The organism is Streptomyces sp. NPDC006294, from assembly GCF_042870895.1.
Lineage (GTDB): Bacteria > Actinomycetota > Actinomycetes > Streptomycetales > Streptomycetaceae > Streptomyces.
This window is the reverse complement of record NZ_JBIAHV010000008.1, coordinates 171,237-191,135: the sequence shown is the minus strand read 5'-3', so window position 1 is coordinate 191,135 and position 19,899 is coordinate 171,237. Positions and strand designations below refer to the sequence as shown.

Annotated in this window: 37 protein-coding genes; 33 read left to right on the top strand and 4 right to left on the bottom strand. The window is 70.6% G+C overall.

Annotated features, from left to right (window positions below; translation table 11 throughout):
- The 21 genes from ACFYOP_RS16400 (at position 1) to ACFYOP_RS16300 (ending at position 12,329) form a co-directional block, all read left to right on the top strand.
- Positions 1 to 315 (top strand): hypothetical protein, encoded by a 315-nt coding sequence (locus ACFYOP_RS16400; RefSeq protein WP_356898002.1) that lies wholly within the window; start codon positions 1 to 3, stop codon positions 313 to 315.
- Positions 312 to 695 carry a hypothetical protein gene (locus ACFYOP_RS16395; protein WP_356898001.1) on the top strand — a complete coding sequence of 128 codons (384 nt, stop codon included), beginning with the start codon at positions 312 to 314 and terminating at the stop codon, positions 693 to 695. Before ACFYOP_RS16400 ends, ACFYOP_RS16395 begins: the two co-directional genes overlap by 4 nt.
- Positions 695 to 1,549 (top strand): DUF2303 family protein, encoded by an 855-nt coding sequence (locus ACFYOP_RS16390; protein WP_356898000.1) that lies wholly within the window; start codon positions 695 to 697, stop codon positions 1,547 to 1,549. Before ACFYOP_RS16395 ends, ACFYOP_RS16390 begins: the two co-directional genes overlap by 1 nt.
- Positions 1,550 to 1,614: 65 nt before the next feature.
- On the top strand, positions 1,615 to 2,592 hold the full coding sequence (locus ACFYOP_RS16385) for a hypothetical protein (protein WP_356897999.1): 978 nt from the start codon (positions 1,615 to 1,617) through the stop codon (positions 2,590 to 2,592).
- Positions 2,589 to 3,287 carry a hypothetical protein gene (locus ACFYOP_RS16380; protein ID WP_356897998.1) on the top strand — a complete coding sequence of 233 codons (699 nt, stop codon included), beginning with the start codon at positions 2,589 to 2,591 and terminating at the stop codon, positions 3,285 to 3,287. Before ACFYOP_RS16385 ends, ACFYOP_RS16380 begins: the two co-directional genes overlap by 4 nt.
- Positions 3,287 to 3,751 carry a hypothetical protein gene (locus tag ACFYOP_RS16375; RefSeq protein WP_356897997.1) on the top strand — a complete coding sequence of 155 codons (465 nt, stop codon included), beginning with the start codon at positions 3,287 to 3,289 and terminating at the stop codon, positions 3,749 to 3,751. Before ACFYOP_RS16380 ends, ACFYOP_RS16375 begins: the two co-directional genes overlap by 1 nt.
- 181 nt (positions 3,752 to 3,932) lie before the next feature.
- Positions 3,933 to 4,232, top strand: a complete 300-nt coding sequence (locus ACFYOP_RS16370) for a hypothetical protein (RefSeq protein WP_356897996.1) — start codon at positions 3,933 to 3,935, stop codon at positions 4,230 to 4,232.
- Complete coding sequence (locus tag ACFYOP_RS16365; protein WP_356897995.1) at positions 4,229 to 4,591, top strand: hypothetical protein; 363 nt, start codon at positions 4,229 to 4,231, stop codon at positions 4,589 to 4,591. The genes ACFYOP_RS16370 and ACFYOP_RS16365 overlap by 4 nt, the downstream gene beginning before the upstream one ends.
- 8 nt (positions 4,592 to 4,599) lie before the next feature.
- Positions 4,600 to 5,115, top strand: a complete 516-nt coding sequence (locus ACFYOP_RS16360; RefSeq protein ID WP_356897994.1) for a hypothetical protein — start codon at positions 4,600 to 4,602, stop codon at positions 5,113 to 5,115.
- A gap of 57 nt (positions 5,116 to 5,172) precedes the next feature.
- On the top strand, positions 5,173 to 5,679 hold the full coding sequence (ssb, locus tag ACFYOP_RS16355) for a single-stranded DNA-binding protein (RefSeq protein ID WP_356897993.1): 507 nt from the start codon (positions 5,173 to 5,175) through the stop codon (positions 5,677 to 5,679).
- On the top strand, positions 5,679 to 5,807 hold the full coding sequence (locus ACFYOP_RS16350; RefSeq protein WP_356897992.1) for a hypothetical protein: 129 nt from the start codon (positions 5,679 to 5,681) through the stop codon (positions 5,805 to 5,807). The genes ssb and ACFYOP_RS16350 overlap by 1 nt, the downstream gene beginning before the upstream one ends.
- A complete protein-coding gene (locus ACFYOP_RS16345; RefSeq protein ID WP_356897991.1) occupies positions 5,807 to 5,995 on the top strand; it encodes a hypothetical protein in 189 nt (62 codons plus the stop codon). The genes ACFYOP_RS16350 and ACFYOP_RS16345 overlap by 1 nt, the downstream gene beginning before the upstream one ends.
- A gap of 20 nt (positions 5,996 to 6,015) precedes the next feature.
- Complete coding sequence (locus ACFYOP_RS16340) at positions 6,016 to 6,609, top strand: hypothetical protein (RefSeq protein WP_356897990.1); 594 nt, start codon at positions 6,016 to 6,018, stop codon at positions 6,607 to 6,609.
- Positions 6,606 to 7,136, top strand: a complete 531-nt coding sequence (locus ACFYOP_RS16335; RefSeq protein ID WP_356897989.1) for a 3'-5' exoribonuclease domain-containing protein — start codon at positions 6,606 to 6,608, stop codon at positions 7,134 to 7,136. Before ACFYOP_RS16340 ends, ACFYOP_RS16335 begins: the two co-directional genes overlap by 4 nt.
- 68 nt (positions 7,137 to 7,204) lie before the next feature.
- Entirely contained in the window at positions 7,205 to 8,008 is an 804-nt protein-coding gene (locus ACFYOP_RS16330; protein ID WP_356897988.1) for a hypothetical protein, read from the top strand.
- On the top strand, positions 7,998 to 8,231 hold the full coding sequence (locus ACFYOP_RS16325; RefSeq protein WP_356897987.1) for a hypothetical protein: 234 nt from the start codon (positions 7,998 to 8,000) through the stop codon (positions 8,229 to 8,231). The genes ACFYOP_RS16330 and ACFYOP_RS16325 overlap by 11 nt, the downstream gene beginning before the upstream one ends.
- Entirely contained in the window at positions 8,210 to 9,028 is an 819-nt protein-coding gene (locus ACFYOP_RS16320; protein WP_356897986.1) for a DUF6011 domain-containing protein, read from the top strand. Before ACFYOP_RS16325 ends, ACFYOP_RS16320 begins: the two co-directional genes overlap by 22 nt.
- Entirely contained in the window at positions 9,025 to 10,005 is a 981-nt protein-coding gene (locus ACFYOP_RS16315; RefSeq protein WP_356897985.1) for a hypothetical protein, read from the top strand. Before ACFYOP_RS16320 ends, ACFYOP_RS16315 begins: the two co-directional genes overlap by 4 nt.
- Complete coding sequence (locus ACFYOP_RS16310) at positions 10,002 to 10,310, top strand: hypothetical protein (protein ID WP_356897984.1); 309 nt, start codon at positions 10,002 to 10,004, stop codon at positions 10,308 to 10,310. The genes ACFYOP_RS16315 and ACFYOP_RS16310 overlap by 4 nt, the downstream gene beginning before the upstream one ends.
- Before the next feature lie 92 nt (positions 10,311 to 10,402).
- Positions 10,403 to 11,155, top strand: a complete 753-nt coding sequence (locus tag ACFYOP_RS16305; protein ID WP_356897983.1) for a hypothetical protein — start codon at positions 10,403 to 10,405, stop codon at positions 11,153 to 11,155.
- A 367-nt stretch (positions 11,156 to 11,522) separates the two neighbouring features.
- Positions 11,523 to 12,329, top strand: coding sequence for a phage antirepressor KilAC domain-containing protein (locus tag ACFYOP_RS16300; RefSeq protein ID WP_356897982.1), 807 nt, complete (start codon positions 11,523 to 11,525; stop codon positions 12,327 to 12,329).
- Positions 12,330 to 12,373: 44 nt separating this feature from the next.
- On the opposite strand, the gene ACFYOP_RS16295 is transcribed toward ACFYOP_RS16300, so the two are convergent.
- From ACFYOP_RS16295 to ACFYOP_RS16280, 4 genes are all read right to left on the bottom strand, one after another.
- Positions 12,374 to 12,550 carry a hypothetical protein gene (locus ACFYOP_RS16295; protein ID WP_356897981.1) on the bottom strand — a complete coding sequence of 59 codons (177 nt, stop codon included), beginning with the start codon at positions 12,548 to 12,550 and terminating at the stop codon, positions 12,374 to 12,376.
- Between the two features lie 40 nt (positions 12,551 to 12,590).
- Positions 12,591 to 12,812, bottom strand: a complete 222-nt coding sequence (locus tag ACFYOP_RS16290; RefSeq protein ID WP_356897980.1) for a hypothetical protein — start codon at positions 12,810 to 12,812, stop codon at positions 12,591 to 12,593.
- A gap of 26 nt (positions 12,813 to 12,838) precedes the next feature.
- Positions 12,839 to 13,159 carry a DUF6233 domain-containing protein gene (locus ACFYOP_RS16285; RefSeq protein ID WP_356897979.1) on the bottom strand — a complete coding sequence of 107 codons (321 nt, stop codon included), beginning with the start codon at positions 13,157 to 13,159 and terminating at the stop codon, positions 12,839 to 12,841.
- A 102-nt stretch (positions 13,160 to 13,261) separates the two neighbouring features.
- Positions 13,262 to 13,564 carry a hypothetical protein gene (locus ACFYOP_RS16280; RefSeq protein WP_356897978.1) on the bottom strand — a complete coding sequence of 101 codons (303 nt, stop codon included), beginning with the start codon at positions 13,562 to 13,564 and terminating at the stop codon, positions 13,262 to 13,264.
- 197 nt (positions 13,565 to 13,761) lie between these two features.
- Here ACFYOP_RS16280 and ACFYOP_RS16275 point away from each other — a divergent pair, with 197 nt between their 5' ends.
- From ACFYOP_RS16275 to ACFYOP_RS16220, 12 genes are all read left to right on the top strand, one after another.
- Positions 13,762 to 14,067 carry a hypothetical protein gene (locus tag ACFYOP_RS16275; RefSeq protein ID WP_356897977.1) on the top strand — a complete coding sequence of 102 codons (306 nt, stop codon included), beginning with the start codon at positions 13,762 to 13,764 and terminating at the stop codon, positions 14,065 to 14,067.
- The gene (locus tag ACFYOP_RS16270; RefSeq protein WP_388451751.1) at positions 14,064 to 14,216 is read left to right on the top strand and encodes a hypothetical protein; all 153 of its coding nucleotides are present in this window, start codon (positions 14,064 to 14,066) and stop codon (positions 14,214 to 14,216) included. Before ACFYOP_RS16275 ends, ACFYOP_RS16270 begins: the two co-directional genes overlap by 4 nt.
- 59 nt (positions 14,217 to 14,275) lie before the next feature.
- Positions 14,276 to 15,391, top strand: a complete 1,116-nt coding sequence (locus ACFYOP_RS16265) for a conjugal transfer protein (RefSeq protein ID WP_388451748.1) — start codon at positions 14,276 to 14,278, stop codon at positions 15,389 to 15,391.
- Positions 15,392 to 15,717: 326 nt separating this feature from the next.
- Positions 15,718 to 15,972: a hypothetical protein gene (locus ACFYOP_RS16260; RefSeq protein WP_356894070.1), complete on the top strand. Its 255-nt coding sequence runs from the start codon at positions 15,718 to 15,720 to the stop codon at positions 15,970 to 15,972.
- Positions 15,969 to 16,469, top strand: coding sequence for a hypothetical protein (locus tag ACFYOP_RS16255; RefSeq protein ID WP_356894068.1), 501 nt, complete (start codon positions 15,969 to 15,971; stop codon positions 16,467 to 16,469). Before ACFYOP_RS16260 ends, ACFYOP_RS16255 begins: the two co-directional genes overlap by 4 nt.
- Positions 16,466 to 17,077, top strand: coding sequence for a hypothetical protein (locus ACFYOP_RS16250; RefSeq protein ID WP_356894066.1), 612 nt, complete (start codon positions 16,466 to 16,468; stop codon positions 17,075 to 17,077). The genes ACFYOP_RS16255 and ACFYOP_RS16250 overlap by 4 nt, the downstream gene beginning before the upstream one ends.
- Positions 17,078 to 17,217: 140 nt before the next feature.
- A complete protein-coding gene (locus ACFYOP_RS16245) occupies positions 17,218 to 17,349 on the top strand; it encodes a hypothetical protein (protein WP_356894064.1) in 132 nt (43 codons plus the stop codon).
- 7 nt (positions 17,350 to 17,356) lie between these two features.
- Positions 17,357 to 17,566 (top strand): hypothetical protein, encoded by a 210-nt coding sequence (locus tag ACFYOP_RS16240; RefSeq protein WP_356894062.1) that lies wholly within the window; start codon positions 17,357 to 17,359, stop codon positions 17,564 to 17,566.
- 153 nt (positions 17,567 to 17,719) lie between these two features.
- On the top strand, positions 17,720 to 18,091 hold the full coding sequence (locus ACFYOP_RS16235; protein ID WP_356894060.1) for a hypothetical protein: 372 nt from the start codon (positions 17,720 to 17,722) through the stop codon (positions 18,089 to 18,091).
- Between the two features lie 161 nt (positions 18,092 to 18,252).
- The gene (locus ACFYOP_RS16230; RefSeq protein WP_356894058.1) at positions 18,253 to 18,636 is read left to right on the top strand and encodes a hypothetical protein; all 384 of its coding nucleotides are present in this window, start codon (positions 18,253 to 18,255) and stop codon (positions 18,634 to 18,636) included.
- A gap of 147 nt (positions 18,637 to 18,783) precedes the next feature.
- The gene (locus ACFYOP_RS16225; protein WP_356894056.1) at positions 18,784 to 19,188 is read left to right on the top strand and encodes a hypothetical protein; all 405 of its coding nucleotides are present in this window, start codon (positions 18,784 to 18,786) and stop codon (positions 19,186 to 19,188) included.
- A gap of 217 nt (positions 19,189 to 19,405) precedes the next feature.
- On the top strand, positions 19,406 to 19,822 hold the full coding sequence (locus ACFYOP_RS16220; protein WP_356894054.1) for a hypothetical protein: 417 nt from the start codon (positions 19,406 to 19,408) through the stop codon (positions 19,820 to 19,822).
- Positions 19,823 to 19,899: the final 77 nt, after the last annotated feature.

The window sequence follows — 19,899 nt, the reverse complement described above, 5'->3', positions numbered from 1 at the left end:
GTGGCGGAGCTGGAGAGGACGAGCGCCCCCGAGTGCCGGCACTGGATCGGTGCCGAGCGCCGCCACTGCCGCGCGGTCGACGGCATCCGCCCGTACCTCTCCGGCCTCCGCTGCCCCCTCCACACCCCCGCCGCTCTGGCCGGCAAACCGGAGCCGCAGCCCGGGCCCGGCTGGCCGAACGCCGCCTGGTCCACCCCGTCCCCGCAGAGTGCCTCGGCGCTCTTCGACCAGCGCGCGGTGGCGTCCGGCAAGCGCCGGTCCGCCCCGCACACCTACCGCGCGGCCCAACGGGCCGTCCAGGAAAGGAAGTCATGACTGACGAGCCCACCCCCGAGACCGAACCGGAGCGCCAGGTCCGGCCGTTCGCCGAGTTCCTCCAGGAGCAGGCCGGCGGCACCCTGCACACCGAGCTCTCGGAGAAGCTGCACGACCTCGTCCAGGCCGTGCAGGAGACCGGCAAGGGCGGATCGATCACTCTCAAGATCGACGTCAAGCCGATCCCGGGGACCGACGGCCGCACCCTCACGGTCACCGACGCCGTGGTGACGAAGCTCCCGAAGACGGAGCGCCCGAAGTCGATCTTCTTCATCGACGACGACATGAACCTGTCCCGCACCGACCCGCGCCAGCCCGTCCTCACCGGCCTGCGCGAGGTCGAGCCCACCACCATCACGCACCTCAGGAGCGCCCAGTAATGGCCACCCTCAACCGCTACGACGCCACGCTGCCCGAGAAGCTGAACGAGGCCCAGGCGATCATCGACGTCGCCATGCGCGCCGGTCAGCCCCGCCAGCTCGAGCCCGGCTTCATCTACGCCCTCGTCACCCCCGGCGGCGGCGTCCAGAAGATGGACCTCACTGGGCCCGAGCACACTGGCAAGCCCGCCAGGAAGTCCGGCACGACGATCGTCCGCGACGTCGACAGCTTCCTCGCCTACTTCGACAAGCACGGCGACGACCAGTCCGAGGTCTACGCCGACGTCGAGCGCCGCACGGTCACCGCGGTCCTCGATGCCCACCAGGCGGACACCCCGCGCTGGTCCGAGCACCGCCTCCAGCTCCAGCTTCGGCACACCGCGGCCTGGGAGGCATGGACGGGCATCGACGGCCAGCTCATGCCCCAGGGCCAGTTCGCCGAGTTCGTCGAGGACAACCTCGTCGACCTGGTCGAGCCCGACAGCGCGACGATGCTGGAGCTGGCCGAGTCGTTCGAGGCCACGACGAAGGCCGACTTCCAGTCCTCGCAGCGGCTCGACTCCGGGCAGCGCCGGTTCTCGTACGTCGAGGAGACGAGCGCGAAGGCCGGCCACAAGGGCGACATCGTCATCCCGGCGACGCTGACCCTCGGGCTGCGGCCCTTCGAGGGCACCGAACCGTACAAGGTCGTCGCCCGCTTCAAGTACCGCCTCGACAAGGAGAGCCTCCGGCTCGGCATCAAGCTCGACCGCCCCGGCGACGTCCTGGCGGCCGCGTTCACGGACATCCGGACGCTCATCGACAACGGGATCTCCGAGGACATCGCCGTGCTCAACGGCTCCCCGTCCCGCTGACCCACTCCACGCGCGGCCGGTCGCCCCGGCCGGCCGCGCCACCCCCAACCTGAGGAGACCAGTTCGTGGGCATCCGCCTGTACGTCGAGGTGCTGGACTACGCACCGACGACGCTCACGCATCGCGAGAAGCTCCTGCTCGCGGTGCTGGCGGACGATGCCCGGGACGAGACTCGGATCACCTGGTCCAGCGTCGAGTCCCCGAAGATCCTCCGCCGCGCGAAGGTCTCGCGCCCGCAGGTCTACGAAGTGATCAAGGCTCTCGTCTCGAAGGGCTGCCTGAAGAAGGTCAGCGCGGGTCAGAAGAACGGCACGGCGAAGTACGCGGTCCTCGCGCTTCAGTGTCCGGAACTCCCGGACGCTGAAGACGACTTCCAGGATCCGGATTCCCCTGACACTGACGACGCTCAGCGTCCCGAAAGTCCGGACACTGACCCCCAGTCTCAGCGTCCGGAGAATCCGGAGACTGACCACCCTCAGTGTCCGGGAACCCCGGACACTGACGACGAATCCCAGTGTCCGCAGAACCCGGACACTGACGCGTCTCAGTGTCCGGAAACACCGGACGTCAGTGTCCGGGAATCCCGGACACCTACTGTCTCTCCTGTCTCTACAAGACCTCTCTCGTACACGGACCCCTCGTCTTCGGCTGACGCTCAAGACGACGCGCTCGACGGTGAAGTGATCGACGAGGTCGAAGAGAGCCAAGAGGCCGAGGTCGTCACCGCCCAGACGATCGTCAGCGAGTGGCTCGAGCGCACCGCGAAGCGCCCGCCCAAGTCCGTCATCGGCCAGATGGCCAAGCAGATCCGGGTGCTCCTCGAGGAGCACATCGACCCGGACGACATCCGCCGCGGCATCGCCCACTGGATGACCAAAGGCCTGCATCCCTCGACCCTGCCGAGCGTCGTGAACCAGGTCATGAACGCTCCCGGCTCCGCCACCCCTGCCCCCGGGCAGCCCGCCGGCGACACCGTCTTCGACCGCGCCCGAGCCCGCGCCGCCCACCGTGCCGCACAGCGCCAGGAAGGACAGACCCCGTGACCGAAGAAGAAGCCGTGCAGATCGCCGAGTACGTCGCCGCGGCCTGCCCAGCCCAGAAGTTCGGCGAGTACACCCCCGACGTCTGGGGCGAGATCCTCAAGCCGTACGCCGTCGACGAGGCCCGAGCCGCCGTCATCGCCGTCGCCCGCCGCCGCCCCTTCGTCTCCCCGGCCGAGATCGTCACCGAGATCCGCGAACGCCGCGCCGAACGCATCGAGCTGGCGAACGTCGTCTACGACGGCAACCCGCTCGAGACCGGCGCCGAATCGGCAGCCTCCGTTCGCGAGCTCATCACCGCGGCCGCCGACGGCCGGACCCCTCCGCAGAGCATCCAGGCTGCCCTCGGCACCGCCGACCGCCCGGCCCTGCCCGCCGGCACCGAGCCGACCGGCCGCGCGGCCGCCGTCCTCGCCGCCGTCGGCAAGGCCCTGCCCCGTGTCCGCGACGGCGTCGTCAACCCCCGCGCCGTCGCCTGCCGCAGCTGCTCCGCCCTCCCCGGCACCAGCTGCACCACCCGCGGCCGCCGCCGCCAGGACGTCCACCCCAGCCGCCTCGACGACGCCCGCCGCGATGCCGCCGGACTCCCGCCGCTCGACCCCGCTGAAGAGCAGCGCGAGCAGGAACGGCGCCGCGCCGCCTCCGCCGCAGCTCTCGCCGCCCAGCCCGCCCCGACGACGTTCGAGGACGCCACCTGATGCTCACCACCACCATCGCCATCGAGCCCAGCACCGACCGCGCACCCGTCGAGCTGGCCCTCGTGCGCAGCATCACCGACGCTGCGGCCCCCGAGACGTTCCTGTGGATCACTTTCCACAAGCCCTGTGGAGGAGCCGCCGTCCGCTACGCCTGGACCGCCGGCGGCACCGCCCTGGGCGACCACATCGACGCCCTGGCCCTCGCCGCCGGACTCGACGCAGCCGACTGGATGCACATCACCAGCGAGCACGCGCAGCACAGCACTCGCGGCCGCATCGAGATCCAGGCTCACCTGCTCCGGCCGATCCTCGCCGACGTCCAGGCCCAGCTGCGCTGCCCCGATCAGCGTCGCGAAGGTCTGGAGCGCGTCCTGGCGAAGGCAGCCGAGCTCACCGAAACGACCGCGTACCGGATGCCGCGCTGGGTCGGCGTCGGCCCGGCACTCCTCGGACAGACCGTCTGATGCGCACCTACCGCCACCCCGAGATGGCAGTCCGCTGCGCCTGGTGCCACGCCCCCACCGGCGAACCCTGCACCGTGCCCAGCACCGGCCGACGACTCCCCGGCGCCAGCTCCCACGACGCCCGCAAAGTCGCCTGGTCCATGACAACCCAGAAGCGCCAGTCCACCCACCAGGACCCGACATGCCCACCCGACCCACCACCTGCCCCGACTGCCACCGCCCCATCCGCTGGACCCTCACCCAAGCCGGACGCCGCCTCGCCGTAGACCCCGAACCCCACCCCGACGGCAACACCGCCGTCTGGCGCGACGGCAACGGCACCCTCCGCTCCCGCCGCCCAACGACAGAACTCCCCCTCTGCGGCTGGGAGCGACTCCACAAACCCCACATCGCCACCTGCCCCGCCCAGCAACAGCAGCTCGCCCTCCCCGTCGGAGTCACCCGCCTCGACGACCACCGAAACCGAAGGAGGACCCCTTGACCACCGAAGCACTGCAACCGTCCGCCGCACTCGACAAGGCCGCCGACGACCTCCAGGCACACCTCAACGACCCGGAACTCACCCACGGCCCCTGGCTCTCCATGTGCCGCGGAGACCGCCTCGTCCACGCCGGCCCCCGCCACGAGCACTTCCCGCCCGTCCGAGTCGTCGACGAGCCCATGAGCAACGGCGCCAACGCCGACTACATCGCCCTCATGCACCCCGGCATCGGCCGACACCTCGTCGAACTCCTCCGCGACGAAGCCGCGGACACCCGAATCGAGCACGAAACCGTCGACACCTCCCAGCGCACCGCCCTCCTCGGCATCGCCCACCTCATCAACAACCGCCCCCGATAGGACCCGAGATGTACCCCACCCTGCTCAACACCCCCGGCCTCAGCCGCTTCGCCCACGCCATCGACCGCGAGCGCCAGACGCAACTCGCCAAGTTCGGCGACCAGCACCACCGCGACGGGACCGGACCCGACCGCGTCTGGTCCTTCACCGGGCCCGCCAGCTTCGTCGCTTCCACCGCGCGAGAAGCGGTCGAGCAGCTCGCTGCCGAGGGAGACGGCTACGTCTCATGGCTCGACATCGCTCTGGAGGAGTTCGCAGAAGCCGCCGCCGAGTCAGATCCGGCCCGCCTTCGCGCCGAGTTGATCCAGGTCGCCGCCATCTGCGCCGCCTGGATCTACGACATCGACACCCGGCCGCACCCGATGATCTGCGCCCACTGCGGCAAGCCCATCCCGACAGGCACCGGCCTGAACACCTGGCACGGCCCCATCCCCAAGCCCGGCCAGCCCGACTACACCGTCCCCCGCTACCACCTCGGCACCGACTACCCCGACTGCCGCAACGCAGGCAACGACACCCCCTGAACCACCCACCCACCCGCGAACCGGTTCCCCCCGGTTCCACGCGTAAGGAGAACCCCTGTGGCACTGCCCACGATCACCGGCGTCGGCCGGCTCACCGCGGACCCCGAGCTCCGCTTCACCCAGTCCGGGAAGGCCGTCGCCTCCGTCCCGCTGGCGTTCAACTCCCGTAGGAAGAACCCGCAGACCGGGGAGTGGGAGGACGGCGACGTCTTCTTCATCCGCGGTTCGGTCTGGGAGCGCCTGGCGGAGAACGTGGCCGAGACCCTGGAGAAGGGCATGGAGATCACGGTCACCGGCGAGATCAGGACCGAGTCGTGGGAGAAGGACGGTCAGAAGCACGAGCGGCCGTCGCTCATGATCCGCAGCATCGGCCCGTCGCTGGCGTTCTCCGTCGCGAAGGTCTCGAAGGATGCGGCGTCGCAGGGAGGCGGCCAGGGCGGCGCCCAGCCCGGTTCGCGGCCTGCTCAGGGGCAGGCGCAGCGCTCCCGGCCGACGCAGCCGCCGGCGGATGACCCGTGGGCGGTCGACGCCGCCAAGGGCTACTCCGACGAGCCGCCGTTCTGATGCGCACCCTCCGCGCCCTCGCCATCGTGGTGACGGCTGCCGCGCTGCTCGCCGCCTGCAACAACGCGGGCGCAGCAGTGCCGGCACCGTCGCCGCAGACCGCGCCCGTACCGCCAGAGGCCCGCTGATGGCCGCCGTCCTTCGTCTGCCCGGCGGGGCCCGGGACGCCTCCGAGATCGTCGAGGCGCTCCTGGTCGCCGCAGCCACCCGGGATACGACCGCCCCGCAGCTCGCCGCCCGCTGGCGCCAGATCGCCGACGACATCGGCGACGCCCTCGACACCCTGCCCGTACCCACCAACCTGGAGCAGCCTTGATCGAGAACACCATCCGCAGCATGCGAGACCCCGACAACGTGACCGGGTTCCTCGCCTCGGCGCTGGTCACCGGCAGCAACGACGCCTTCGTCGGCGCCCAGGAGCGCGCTGGACAGGCGCAGGTCGTCAACTCCGACCGCCTGCCCACGGAGTTCCGCGACCGGGCCGCCTTCGAGGCCCTCGGGTTCACCTTCGGCGAGCCGGACTCGGCCGACCCCCTGTTCGCGCCAGCCACCCTTCCGGAGGGCTGGAAGCGCGAGGCATCAGACCATGCGATGTGGTCGTACATCGTCGACGAGCTGGGGCGCCGCCGCGTCGGGATCTTCTACAAGGCGGCGTTCTACGACCGCAACGCTTCGATGCAGCTGCACACCGTGCACTCGCACCTTTGGTCCCACGTCCACGAGGGCACGCCGCTCATCACCGATGACACGTGGGCGACCCCGGCCGCGATCGCCGCCGAGGCCCGCCAAGCCATGAAGTACGCCCAGGACCACATCGACACGTGGACCACCCACGGCAACGCCGAATACGTCGCCAAGTACACCGCCGAGCGGGAGAAGTACGCGGCCGTCCTCGCACAGTTCGACACCAGCCAGGAGCCCACGCAATGAAGATCTTCTACGACACCGAGTTCCTCGACGACGGCCGCACCGTCGACCTCATCTCGATCGGCATGGTCGCCGAGGACGGCCGCGAGCTCTACGCCGTCAGCAGCGAGTTCGACCAGGCCGCCGTCCTCCAGCACGGCTGGCTCATGGCCAACGTCTGGCCCTCCCTGCCGACCACAAAGAACCCGCGCGGCCACCGCGGCCTGGACCGGCTCGACCTCGGCCACCCCGACGTCCGCCCCCGCGCCCAGATCGCCCGCCTCGTCCAGGACTTCATCAACGCCACCCCGCGCCCCGACCTCTGGGCCTACTACGCGGCGTACGACCACGTCGCCTACGCCCAGCTCTTCGGCCCCATGAGCCAGCTCCCCGCCGGCCTGCCCATGCAGACCGACGACCTGGTCACCGAGGCGAAGCGACTCGGCCTCACCCCGCGGGACCTGCCGCAGCAGGAGGCCGGCCACCACAACGCGCTCGCCGACGCGCGCCACAACCTCGCGATGGCCCGGTTCATGAACCTCGTCGCCTGACCTACCGCCGCACCGGACTTGGGGCCCACACCAGGGGCCCGCCCCCGGCTCACCGCCAGGAGCACACCTTGTTCGGACTCACCACCACCCGCCGCCTCCGCGCCGCCGAAGCACAGCGCGACGAGAACGGCCGCCTCCTCGTCGAGGCATACAGCGCCCTCGACACCACGCAGGACCACGGACTCCGCCGCTGCATCACATACCGCCGTCGCCTGGACCGCGCCCTCCGCGCCTGCGCCCGCTACCGCGGCCAACTCCCCAACCCGCACCCGGTCGAGCACCCCGACGAGCTTTGGTCCCTCATCGACTGGAGCCTCTGGGGATCCGGCATGGGCGACGTCTTCCGCGAGCAACTGGCCAACCAGTTCCTCGCCGCCATCACCCCCAAGCAGCACCAGCAGGCGCTCGGCCTCATCCAGGCCTGGACCGATTCCGGCCGCGAGCCGCTCGGCCGCCGACGGTACGAGGACCAACAGCGCCGACTCCACCGCGCCCTCCGCGCCGTCGCCCGCTGGCGAGCCGAAAGCGCCCGCGCCCGCCGCGAGAACCGCCTCCTCGCTGAGCAGCTGCTCACCGCCACCAGCGGACACCTCCCGGCCGACCGCCACGCCCTCGGCCTCCCCGAAGACGGCCCTTGGCAGCGCGCCGTCGAAGGCCTCAACGCCCTCGTCGACGCCGGCATCCCATTCCACGTCGAACCGGACGGCCACATCAGCAACAGCTCCGGCGACCAGCACATCGAGTGGGACCACAAAGCCGGCCGCTGGCGCCTGGTCCACGGCGAACCCGACGAGCCGCCGATGACCATCCGCTTCGGCGACGTCGAGCTGCTCCTCGACCGCCCCCAAAAGGCAGCCACCGATGGCCAGTGACCTGACACCCGAGCGCCTGGCCCAGATCCGCACCATGCGGTTCACGACTGGCCTGAACGCAGCCTGCGGGCACTTCGACACCCCCGTCGAGCGCGAGCTCTACACCGTCGCCGCCAGCTGCTGGAACGCCCTCCAAGAGCTGCTCCGCGACCACGAGCGCCTCACCAGTGCGCACGCGGAGACGGCCGAGGAGCTCGCCGGATGGACCGGGGCGCTCCGCTGATGCCGCTCACCTGCCAGGACTGTGGCCGGCCGCTCCACGACCCCGAGTCGCGCGCGGCCGGCCGCGGCCCCGTCTGCGCCGCCAAGTACCACGGCAGCCGAGGCGCTGCCGGACAAGACCAGCTCATCTTCGACGAGACCACCGAGGACCCCATGGACAACACCCAGGGCGGACGCCCGACTCCCGCGCCCCACTTCCGCAAGCGGCCCGTCGAGATCGACGCCCGCCAGTTCAACATCGACACCGCGTACGACGTCCTCGCCTGGATCCGGGAGCAGGGCGGCAAGGCCACGGAGGCCGCCGACGACGGCGGCCCGGTGCTGCTCATCGAGACGCTCGAAGGCGTCATGCGCGGCAACGTCGGCGACTGGATCATCCGCGGCGTGCAGGGCGAGTTCTACCCGTGCAAGCCGGACATCTTCGCCGACACCTACGCACCCGCCGACGATGCCCCCGAGGGGCCCAGCGACACAGCGGCCGAGCTGGCCAAGCTGCGCGAGACCCTGCACAAGCTCCGGTTCATGCTCGACCGCGGCAAGGGCCGGCCACCCGTCGCCGCCGAGTACTGGCGCGACGTCCTCGACCGACTCACCGATGACCCGGGCGAGCCCTGCGACCGCGACCAACTGGCCGCCGCCATCGACCGGGCGAGCGAACGGTGCCAGCAGGTGCGCGACCGCGAAGGACCAGGCGGCATGATCAACGCGAGCCAGATCCTGGGACTCCTCTCGCCGACCTGGCCGGACGGCAACTTCGAAGCCCCCACCCCGGCGCCCGAAGGCGAGGCCGGCCGATGACCGACCGCCTACGCAGCCGAGGACACGCCCTCGCCGCCTGCGCCTACCTCGCCCTCTCGTTCCTCTTCGCCGTGGACGAGCAGATCTTCCCGTCCGTCCTCTTCGGCATCGCCGCGATCGGCGCCTTCGACGCGGCCATGTACGTGTACGAGGTGCGCACCGGCGACCGTCAGGATCCGAAGGTCGCCGAACTGGCGAAGGCGCTCGCCGCCGTACGGCCGGACGCCGAGGCTGCGGTGAACCGCTCCGCAGAGTTGGCCGCCGAGTACCTGGACCGCGCACTCCGCGCGGAGGCCGCGGTCACGCGCGCGGACGAGGTCGCCGCCGAGTGGAGTCGCAGAGGGGATCTGCCAGCCATTCTCTCCATCTGCGAAGCCGTCCTGGATCTGCGAGAGGCGCTCCATCCGACGCCCGAACCGCCGCCATGCACCTGCACGACGAGCCAGCGCTGCGCGCAATGCCCGCCCGAGCCCGAGCTCACCGAGGACGTCGACCAGGAGCACGACGATCCCGGCCCTGAGTCCCCGGACGAGCCGACCGAGGGCACGGAGGACGTGGAGGACGTGGAGCATCGGGCGCTCGCCAGCCGCCGGCAGCCCGGCTACGACGCCGTGTACGCGTACATCCGCGCCTTGCCCGGCGAGCGAAGCCGCCTCGAGGACGTCGTCCGCAACGCCCAGATCTGGCGCGCCGTCGAGGCCGCCCTGGACGCGCTGAACGTCGGCCGCTGCCTCTCCTCGCACTGCGTCGAGAACGACCACATCGTCCCCGCCCCCGCCTCCCGGACAACCATGGACAACCGCAGAGAACCGGCAGCAGGCGACCGTGTCCGGGTCACCTACCAGGCCACGTACGAGAAGTACGACATGGATCTCCACTGGGTGAGGGCAGAGGACGAGCCCAACAACACCTGGGTCAACATCGTGCCCCCCGACGGAACGGTGACGGTCGTCCAGCCGGAGGAGGCCACCCCGTGATCGAAGGACGACAGCTCACCGTCGAGATCGAGCAGCACGGCGAGTGGGTGCCCGTGCCCGGTATCGCATCCATCGAGATCAGCGGGGACACCGACGCGCTCGCCGAGCGCCTGGCCGAAGTGCAGACCACCCTCCGCCGGTTTGTCGAGGCGCTGGCGCCGGTCGCGCGGGCGTACGGGGAGCGGCTCGCCGAGCTCGGCGCAGCACTCCGGGCGGCCGGCCTCCTCGACGAGAACGCGAGGCCCGTACGCCGCCGCGACCGGCCAGCCTGGCAATCCCCGTACGGACCGCCCCGCCGCCGCTGAACATGCAGCAGGGGCGCGCCCACTGTCTTCCCGGACCGGGCGCGCCCCCAGGTGATCACCAGGCTACCCGCCGACCCACCCGGAGCCCCCTGATGACCACCACCACCCGCCAGCACGCCACCGATCAGCACCTCTTCGCCATCGCCCGCCACTGGCGCGACCTCGAAGACGCCCTCGGCACCCGCACCCAGACCTGGCCCCCCACCATGGGCATCGCCACCATGTCCACCCGCCACCAGACCGCCGAAGACCGCGAAGCCGCCCACTACCGCGCCGAAGCCCTACGCCAGCTCGAGCGATCCCCCGACCAGCCCGGCTGGACCGCCGCCCCCCTCCGCCTCGACGTCCTCGACGCCCTGGCCCTCGTCGAGGCTGGCCTCATCGAACTCGCCGACCAGACCGCGGCCGCCATCCAGCACTCGCCCATCAGTCCGGCACCGCCCCGGTCGGAGTGGCCGGCCAACCCCCGCGCGTACAAGGCCGCCCGGGCGGACGTCGCCCGCCGGGACCTCCTCGCCCTGAAGCAGGCGAACGACCCGCGTCGGTGGCGGTTCAACGGCAGCAGCCGCACTGTTCCCCGCGCCGCCCTGTGGCTCCTAGCCCAGGTGCAGGGAGTACGAGGACCGTGGCGGCCGCTGTCGGACGACGAGCTGCTTCGCATCCGGGCGGTCGCGCGCAGCTCGGCACGGGTGGTCGAGCAGGTCCTCGACGTCGGCGACGGGCATGTCCGCCTCGACGCAGCATGCCCGCTGTGTGACGGGCTGCTCGACATGCACGGCGGGGCCGGTGCCCGGCCGACCGTGCGGTGCACCAGCTGCGGCCGCACCTGGACATTGCCGAAGTGACGCGTCACATCACGGCGCCACCCCCACATAACCAACTCAGCGGGAGCTGCACATCCTCTTCCTCAAGGAGTTCGCTACCACGAATTCAGGTGAGACGTGCGTCACACGACGCCTGTGACACCGTTGAACTGAGCAACATTCAGCGGCATCCAGTGACACTGAGCGACACCGAAACTGTGGATTCGAAGGGAGACCCGAGCGTCGACAGGCACCCAGTGCCTTACGAATTGTGGCCCATACGAACAGAGTGTCGGCAACGTGCCCTAACCTGAATGTAACAAGGCCGCCTTCGATGTGAAGGCGGCCTCGGAACGGCTCTCACGCGGACGGCCATCCGCCGGAGCCATGAGTTCAAGGGGATGAAACCTTGGCTATCACCGACACTATCGCGCTGCCCGCAGATGGCAACAGCGGGGGCACCCCGTTCGACAGAATCCGCCGTACGGACGAAAACGGGGAGTGGTGGTCAGCGCGCGACCTCCAGCCCCTTCTGGGCTACGTCAGGTGGGAGGACTTCCGCAACTCCATCGAGAGGGCCAAGGTGGCCATCGCGAACAGCGGCGAGACGCCGCACCTCCACGCTTCGGAGCGCCCCGAACTCGTGCGGACCAGCGGAAACATGCCGCGAGTGAAGCGGCTGAACTACAAGCTCACCCGCTACGGGGCCTACATGGTCGCTATGAACGGCGATCCACGGAAGCCGGAGGTGGCAGCCGCTCAGACGTACTTCGCGGTCCAGACGCGAAAGGCGGAAACGGCGGTCGCCACGGCACCTGCTCTGCCGCAGGACTACGAACAGGCACTTGTCGCTCTGCTCGGCCAGGTGCGTGAGAACAAGACACTCGCCGCAGAGAACAAGGTGCTTGCCCCCAAGGCCGGCAAGTGGGACGCCTTCCTGAACTCTGACGGCCTCTGCGGGATGACCGAGCTGGCGGACCTGTTGCACACCAATGTGCGGGCCCTCACGAGCTGGCTCGTCGAGGTGAACGTCTTCCGCAAGCAGACGTCCCGGTCCGGCGGTAACAGGAACATGCCGCGGAAGTTCTACCAGGACACCGACATGTTCGTGGTGAAGCAGGAGACCAAGAACGGCTTCATCTTCCCGACGGCCTACGCGACCTCGCAGGGCATCGACCTCGTCGTCGATCTCTGGGGCAAGCGCGCCGCGGCCTGACCCGACGATAGCGAGCCCCGCCAGCATGCTGGCAGGGCTCGCTCCTATGTGGGCAGCCGTTGCCCGACCATCACCCGCAGCTCCTGCGCCAGCTCGTACGCCTGCGGATGCGTCTCCTCGTCGATGAAGGCGAGGAGGCCGAGCATGGCCCGGGCTTCGCCGGCCGTTACGAGCGGCAGCCGCTCGCCCGGCTTCTCCATCAGGGCTTCGAGATCGGCCACTGGGTCCATGGGCTGGGCAACGCGCGAGCGGCGGGGACAGTTACGCCGCGTCCCACTGATGTGCGCGGCCGCCGCGCCATTCAACCCACTGCGGATCGTCGATGATCTGGTCTGGGTCGAGGAGGCCGGCCGCCTCGAGGAACACGATCAGGTCGCGATCGGAGTGCGCGAGGCCGAGGATCTCGTCCCGCCCGATCCGGCGCACGGTCACTCGGCGGCCGCCGCTCGGTGACGGCCGATGCACGACGATCGGCGCGGTCATCTCTCCATCGTGCCCCTGGTCGGCGGTCACAGCAGCCCTAGCTCGGTGTCCGGCCGGCAGAACTGGCACGCCTCGACGCCGTCGGCCAGCGTCCTCCGGGCCTGCTCCGGGGAGATGGGCTTCGTCCGCTTCGCCATCCGGCAGTCGCCGACGTGCACCTCGAAGGGCCGGCGGTCGGCGCCGATGCCGTGCGACACGACGAAGCCCGGGTCGGCGGGGGGCCGGGTGCGTTCGGCGCATGCGGCGGCTGCGGCGCGCTGTTGCTCCTGTGCGATCCAGCGGTCCGTCTGCTGGAGCTGCTGCTCCTGGACCCGGCGGAGGAAGCGGAGTACCTCAAGCCGGTTCATTGACGGTTGTTCGCTCACATGTTCGATAGTAGAGGTATGGTCATAGACAGCACAGGGCCCCCGCCATCGGGAGGAAGGCGGGGGCCCTGCGTGCTGCGCAGGCTACTCGCCCGCACCGACATCCTTCTTCGGCGGACGCTTCGACCCTCGTAGGCCGGCGCCGATCTGTTGCGCCCGAGCCGCACTGACCCCGCCGATCATCTGGCCAACTTCAGCCCAGGTCTTGCCCTGCTCCTTGAGCGCCTGGACGCGCTGCTGCCTGATCTCGCGCAGGCGGGAGTGATGATCCGGCCACTGCTCCAGCAGCTTCGACACTGCAAGCGCGCACACGGCGTCATCCTCGATCGCGCCGATCGCCTCGATGGCCTCCACAAGCCGCCCCACCTCCTCGGGTTCCTCCGCCACTCCCGCTCCCTCCTGGGCGCGAGAGCCCGACACTCGCAGATTAAACCCTAGGGTTGCGATACATCAACCCTAGGGTTTAACTTGTCCTGGCGAGGCCGCGCTCTCCCTGGTCTCGTGCTCCAACAAGTCGGCCCCGACCGGTGTGTGAGAGCCCGGCCGGGGCCAGCCATCCGCCTGCTTCACCAGGAGGAATGACCATGCTCGAGAGTACCGACACCACCACAGCGCAGGAAGCGCTCCGCCGAGTCCAGGACCTGGACCCCGGCACCCGCGCGCTGCTCATCCAGATCGCCGACCGACTCACGTCGGTCCGCCCCGCCGGGCTGATCACCGACTCCCGCCGCCTCACCCTCGCCCTCCGCTACGCCACCACCACCTACGGCTTCCGCACCGAGGACGCCAACGACGCCGAGCAGAAGCTGCTGCGCCACATGCCGCCCATCGAGGCCGGCATCACCCGCGGCGAGTACGCCCTCCGACTCCGGAAGGCGGCCAGCCGATGAGCACCGAGCAGGAGCGTGTCCGCGCGCTGCTTGCCGCCGCCGCCGATGACTACGCGGCTGCCGAGAAGCAGCGGGCCCTGGACGACCACCGGCACACCGACATCACCCTCCGCGCTGCCGAAGACGCGGACGCCGAATCCTCTCGCTGACCACCCCCGCCGCGGGCCCGCACGCCGCGGGCCCGCGCCTCCGAGTTGCTGGAGCCTTCGTGCCAACCACACCCCGCCAGCTCACCGGCGGCCAGAAGACCGTGCTGATCGTGACCGCCCTGCCCATGGCCGCGGTCGGAGCCCTCGGCGCTGCCGGCACCTACACCAACGTGGCCAGCGAGTTCCACCGCACTGCGACCGCCCTCGGAGTCGTTGCCGCAGGCGAGGGCGTGGTCCTCATCCTCGCCACGGTCATGCTCCTGGTGACCATGTTCGGCCAGACCGCCCCCGGGCCGGTACGGGTTGGCCTGTGGCTCGCCCCCGTGGCGGCCGCGGTCACCGGTGTCATCGTCGCCGACACGATCCGCGAGGCAGTCGTCTACGCCATCACCCCCATGGCCATGTCCGGCGCGGCCGAAGGGCTGGCCTTCGTCGCCCGCCGGATCGTCGTCTACCGCGACGGCGTCGACATGGAGGTCCAGCGCCGCAACGCCGACGCCGTCCAGGCCCTCGCCTACCAGTCCGCGCTCGCGGCCGGGCATCCGGACGAGGAGACCCGGGAATCCGCCCGCCGCAAGGCCTGGAAGCTCGGCGCCCGCGTCGGTGTCGGCGACCCCCAGCTCGGCGCCCAGCTGCTCCAGGTCCAGCGTGAGCGTCTCCGCGACGGCGCCGACCTCGCCCTGCGCGGTATGTACGCCCCTCCACCGGCCCCGCCGAAGCCGCCGACCCCCGACCGGCACGCCGCGCGCCGCAAGCTCCAGGAGCACTTCGCCCGCATGGAGCCAGCTGATGCGGTCCGCATCGCCCATGATGCGCATCCGGACATGCACCCTGCCGAGCTGGCTGCCCTGCTCATCTCGTACGGAGTCGTTGTGGACGCGGTCCAGGTGGCTCTGATCCTCGGCACTCGACCCCCGACGTACGAGGTGCATCGACCTGATGCGGCTGATGCTCCGCAGGCCAGCGGCCTGGAGCCCGTCACCGTGGAGGCCGCCGTCGTCGAGGCCGCATCCATCCTCGGTCCTGATGCGCGGGCGCGCGAGATTGCCGAGCACCTGGAGCGGCACCGGCGCCTGGTCGTCACCGAGCCGTACATCCGGACCGCCCTCTCTCGCGCCGCGAAGAAGCCCCAGCCCGCGCCCGAGAAGCCGCGGATGGAGGGTGGATACGCATGACCGCATCAGGTCCCGATGGGGGCCGCGCGCCGATCACCCCAACTCGGGTCATCCCGCGTGGCGCTCCACTTCCCGATCACCCGCCGGGTCCCGACGACATCCCGCCGTGGCGGGAGGTAACGCCACCGGCCGCCACCCCACCGCCGCCACCGCCAGCGCAGCCGGCACCGGTCCAACCTCCGCCGCCCGGGCCGGTCCACGTCCACGTCACCGCCACACTGATCCCCACCGAGCCCCCGCCCGAGCCGACCCGCTGGACGCGCCTGTGGGCCTGGGTCACCAGCATCGCCAGGCCCTGGCAGCTGCTCCTCGCCCTCCTGGCCGCCGTGATCCCGATCCCGGGAGTCGGCCACAGCCTCGGCAGCATCTGGGCGTACTGCGTAGCCGATGCCCGACAGACCTTCGGCATCGCGTACGGCTACGGGCTCGGCCTCGTACCCCTGCTCCTCGCCTCCCGCGCCTTCGCCCGCACACAGGCCCTGCGCTGGCTGACCGCCTCCGTCGTCGCCCTCATCGGCCTGATCGGCGGCGCCCTCGATTGGTTCGACATCGTCACCATCACCACAGGAGTCCACCGATGACCGCCCTCAGCCTGGCCGGTGTCGCCGTCGCTCTCGCCGTCGCCTGGGCCAACATCAGGCCCTGGTGGAAAGGAGGCCGCGACCCCAAAGCCCTGCTGCCCTACGCCTCCGCGCTGCTCCTCGGCCTCATCGCCACCATGTGCGTCGGCGGCCTCCTCGGATGGAGCGCCGACGGCATCGCCAGCCTCATCACCGGCGGCGGCGACACCGCCGTCTCCGCGGCCGCCGGCACCAGTTCGGCCTCGGTGGCGACGGCCCGCATGGGCACCCTCACCTCCGCGGGCGGTGTCACCGCGACCCTCTACTTCTTCGGCGTCCTGCTCGCTTTCAAGGGCGCGGGGAAGCAGGACAAGCGGCGCATGGTCGGCGGTCTCGTGACGGGCGCAGTCCTCGGAATCCTGCCGGGCATCGTCCTCCTGCTGGACTGGCTCCCTGCCGGGGTCAACGACATCGGCGCCTACGCCGAGGCGCTCGTCGAGGGGAAGGTCTCCCTGTGAAGCGCGCCGTTCTGGACGCGGCCGCCCGTACGCGCGCCGCGCAGCGCCTGGCGGACGGCTCCCGCATCGTCTACGAGCAGCGCACCGCAGCCCTGACCGCCTGGGTGAAGGCCGGCCGACGCGAGGACCTGGACGGATGGCGCGCCGCACTCGGGCCGCTGCTGCGTCTCGCCGTGCTCGCCGCGGCCGCGTGCGTCGCGTACGCGGTAGTCCGCGCGATCCCCTGGCTGATGTGGCTCCTCACCGCCTGGTGGGTCCGGTCCGCATGGCGCGCCGCCCCGGCCGCCCAACAGGCCGCTGGCACGCCGCCCGTCGAGGCCCCCGATCAGCCCGGCGTCGAGCCCCTGCTCGCACTGCTGCGGCAGGTCCTCGGCGGCCGGCCCGCGGTGCACCTCTCGGAGGTCCTCACCCACCTTCAGGCGCACGGCCAGTGGGAGGGCCGCACGGTGGCTGATCTGCGCGCCCATTTCGAGGCTCTGCGCATCCCCGTCGACCCCAAGGTCAAGGTGGGCGGAAGCCCCACCCGCGGGGTCCGCCGGCGTGACCTCGACGCCCACTTCCCCGGCTGGGAGACGCCGCCGGTCTCCCAGCAGGTAGACGCCGCCTGACCTGTGGGTCTACCGCGTCGTCTACCCCGATCTACCCACCGTCTCCCGGCGGTCTCCCGCCGGTCTACCGGGGCGGCCCTCGCTGCCAGGCATCCGGCCGCCCCGGACCCCATCCCGAACACGAGACAGGAACCATCAGCATGGCACTGAAGAAGACCATGACCGTCGACGAGCTGCGCGACCGTAACGAGGCGAGCCAGGCGGCGGCCGCCGCCGAACGCCCGACGCCCCCGCCTCCGTCGACCAACACCGAGCCCCAGCAGAAGGGATGATGAGGACATGAGCGAGCGAGTGCGAGTAAGGGTGTTGCTGCTCGTCGGCGACGAGGCGGAGATCGTTGCTGACGCTGCGGATGCGGGGGCGCCGGCCCGGTATCCGGCCGGGGAGATCGCGGCTGCGGTGGGTGTGCCGGCGCGGGAGCTGCCGGGTCGGCGGCTGACGGCGGCGGTTGGCGCGGATGATCGTTTGTCCCGGTGGCGACTGGTGTAGCGGGTGGTGAACGGCCCCGTCCCTTCGTGGGATTGGGGCCGTTTCCTTCCCCAATACTGTTGCAATTCAATACATCAATGCGCCATAATAGAGACCAAGAGGGAAGGGGCCGCGAACCCCAACCCACCACCCACAACCGGAAGGAAGCCGACAATGGCCGACTCCCAGGACGAGATGATGGAGCACATCGCGTTCCGCCTCTCCGTCATCTACACCGGCCTCGTGGCCTGCTGCGAGGCACTGCCCCTCCCGATCTCCCTGCCGACCGGCGCAGTCTCCAACCTGGAGACCGTGCCCGCCGTCCGCCGGGTCTCCGAGATCGCCGAAGAGGTGCCGATCCCGGAGGACCACCAGGCACAGCTGTTCACGGCGGCAATCCTGTGGCTCGCCGCCATGGACCTGTACGGGCTGCTCGTGAAGATGGAGTACTCGGAGCCTCGGGCGCATGGCGCTCTGGCAGCGATGCTCATCGCTCACGACGCGGTCACCGACCTGGCCGAGTGGCTGCACTCCGACCGCGAGTGACCTGACCCCACCCCATCCCGCGCCCCCGGCATCCAGCCGGGGGCGCTCCCATTCCCCCACCAAGGGTGTTGCAATTCAATACATCAATGCCCTATGATGGAACACGTAAGGGCAAGGGGCCGCGAACCCCGAGCCACCACCCAACCGAAAGGACGGACCACATGTCCGACTTCGAGGACTACGCGACGGAGAGGCTCGCTGAGCACATCAGCCGCGTCTACGTCGCCCTCGCCACCCTCTGCCTCAACCTGCCGATCCCGGTCACCCTCCCGACCGGCGAAATCAGCAACGTCGAGGCCATCCCCGCCGTCCGCCGGACGATGGACCTGATCATCGACCAGCCGATGCCCGAAGAGAACCAGGCCCAGCTCTTCGCCGCCTGCGCCCTCTGGCTCGGGGCCATGGACATCTACGGCCTCCTCGTGGGCCACGAGTTCCACTCGGCCCGCGCCCACTCCGCTGCCGCGAACCTGCTGATGGCGGAAGGCTCGATGCTCGACATCGCCGAGTGGCTGGCCAGCCTGCCGGACGGCAACGAGGGCTGATCCACCCCGCGCCCCCGGCACCCAGCCGGGGGCGCACCCCTTTGAAGACACAGAAGACCGGCAGCGCCAGGCCGAAGCCCAGACACCCCCAAGAGGGGTGCTCGCGAAACACTGCCGGTCCCACCCAGCCAGAAAGGCCGGACCACCATGGTAGACACCCCGCCCGCCGACGGTGAGACCCTGCGCGAGATCGCCGCCCGCCACGGCCGCGCCTACGACACCCTGCGCGCGCAGTGGTCCCGCCACCCCGCCTGGCCGGCCCCGATCGGGAAGCGCAGCCGCTCGTACGTCTACGACCCGGCCGCCGTCGACACGGTGATTGCCGAGCACTTCGAGCGCCAGGCCCCGCAGCTGGAGCCGCGCCGCCTGTACACCGCCCGCGAGATTGCCGCCGCCGCCGGCATTAGCGAGGGCACCATCCGCGCAGAGCGCTCGAAGGGCCGCTGGCCGGCACCCGACGACACGAGCGACGCCGCAAACCGCTGGTACGGCAGCACCGTGACGCCGATCCTGAGGAACCGCCGTGGGTACAGGCGCAGCACAGGAGAATGAGCCTGCCGACCACCCGGACTACCGGCCCGAGTGGCGACCGTAGCCCGCTGTCGGATACCCGGCATGTACGTCGCCCCGCACTCGCTGGCTGCGGCGCTACTCGGGCCCGAAGCCCCTGCCGAACGCACCCCCCGGCAGGGGCTTCACCGTTTCCGCCCTTACCGCCGTGGGCCACGGCTACGATCCGGGCACTCACCCGGACGCCCTTGGGGGAACCATGCGCCACACCACCACCCTGCTCGCCGCCTGCCTGCTGCTCGCCGGGGCCGCGGCCGGCTGCGCGAAGTCCGGCGACGAGAACGCCAAGGACTGCGCCACCGCGCTCACGGAGCGGACCGGGGGTGATTCCGCGGACACGCCGACCATCAGTGAGGCGGGGGAGCGGGTCGACGCGTTCGATACGACGCTTGCGGGCATGGTCCGTTCCGGCTACGAGGGTGTGGCCAAGGACGCGTTCGACACCGTGGAACAGAAATCCAAGGAGGGCGGGGAGGACCGGCCGGAGGCGTGCGAGCCGCTCTCGGAGGACGACTACAGCGTGCTCCTCATGGCCAAGGCCATTGACGGTCTGGGGTGGACAGGTGAGGGCGGGAAGTTCGACAAGCTGAAGATGGTGGAGGGGTTGGGCGACTAGCGCCCGCCGCGGTGGCACCGGCACCTATCAGCGCGCTCTTCGTCCCACGGCCGCTCCCCAGGATTACCTGAGCAGGG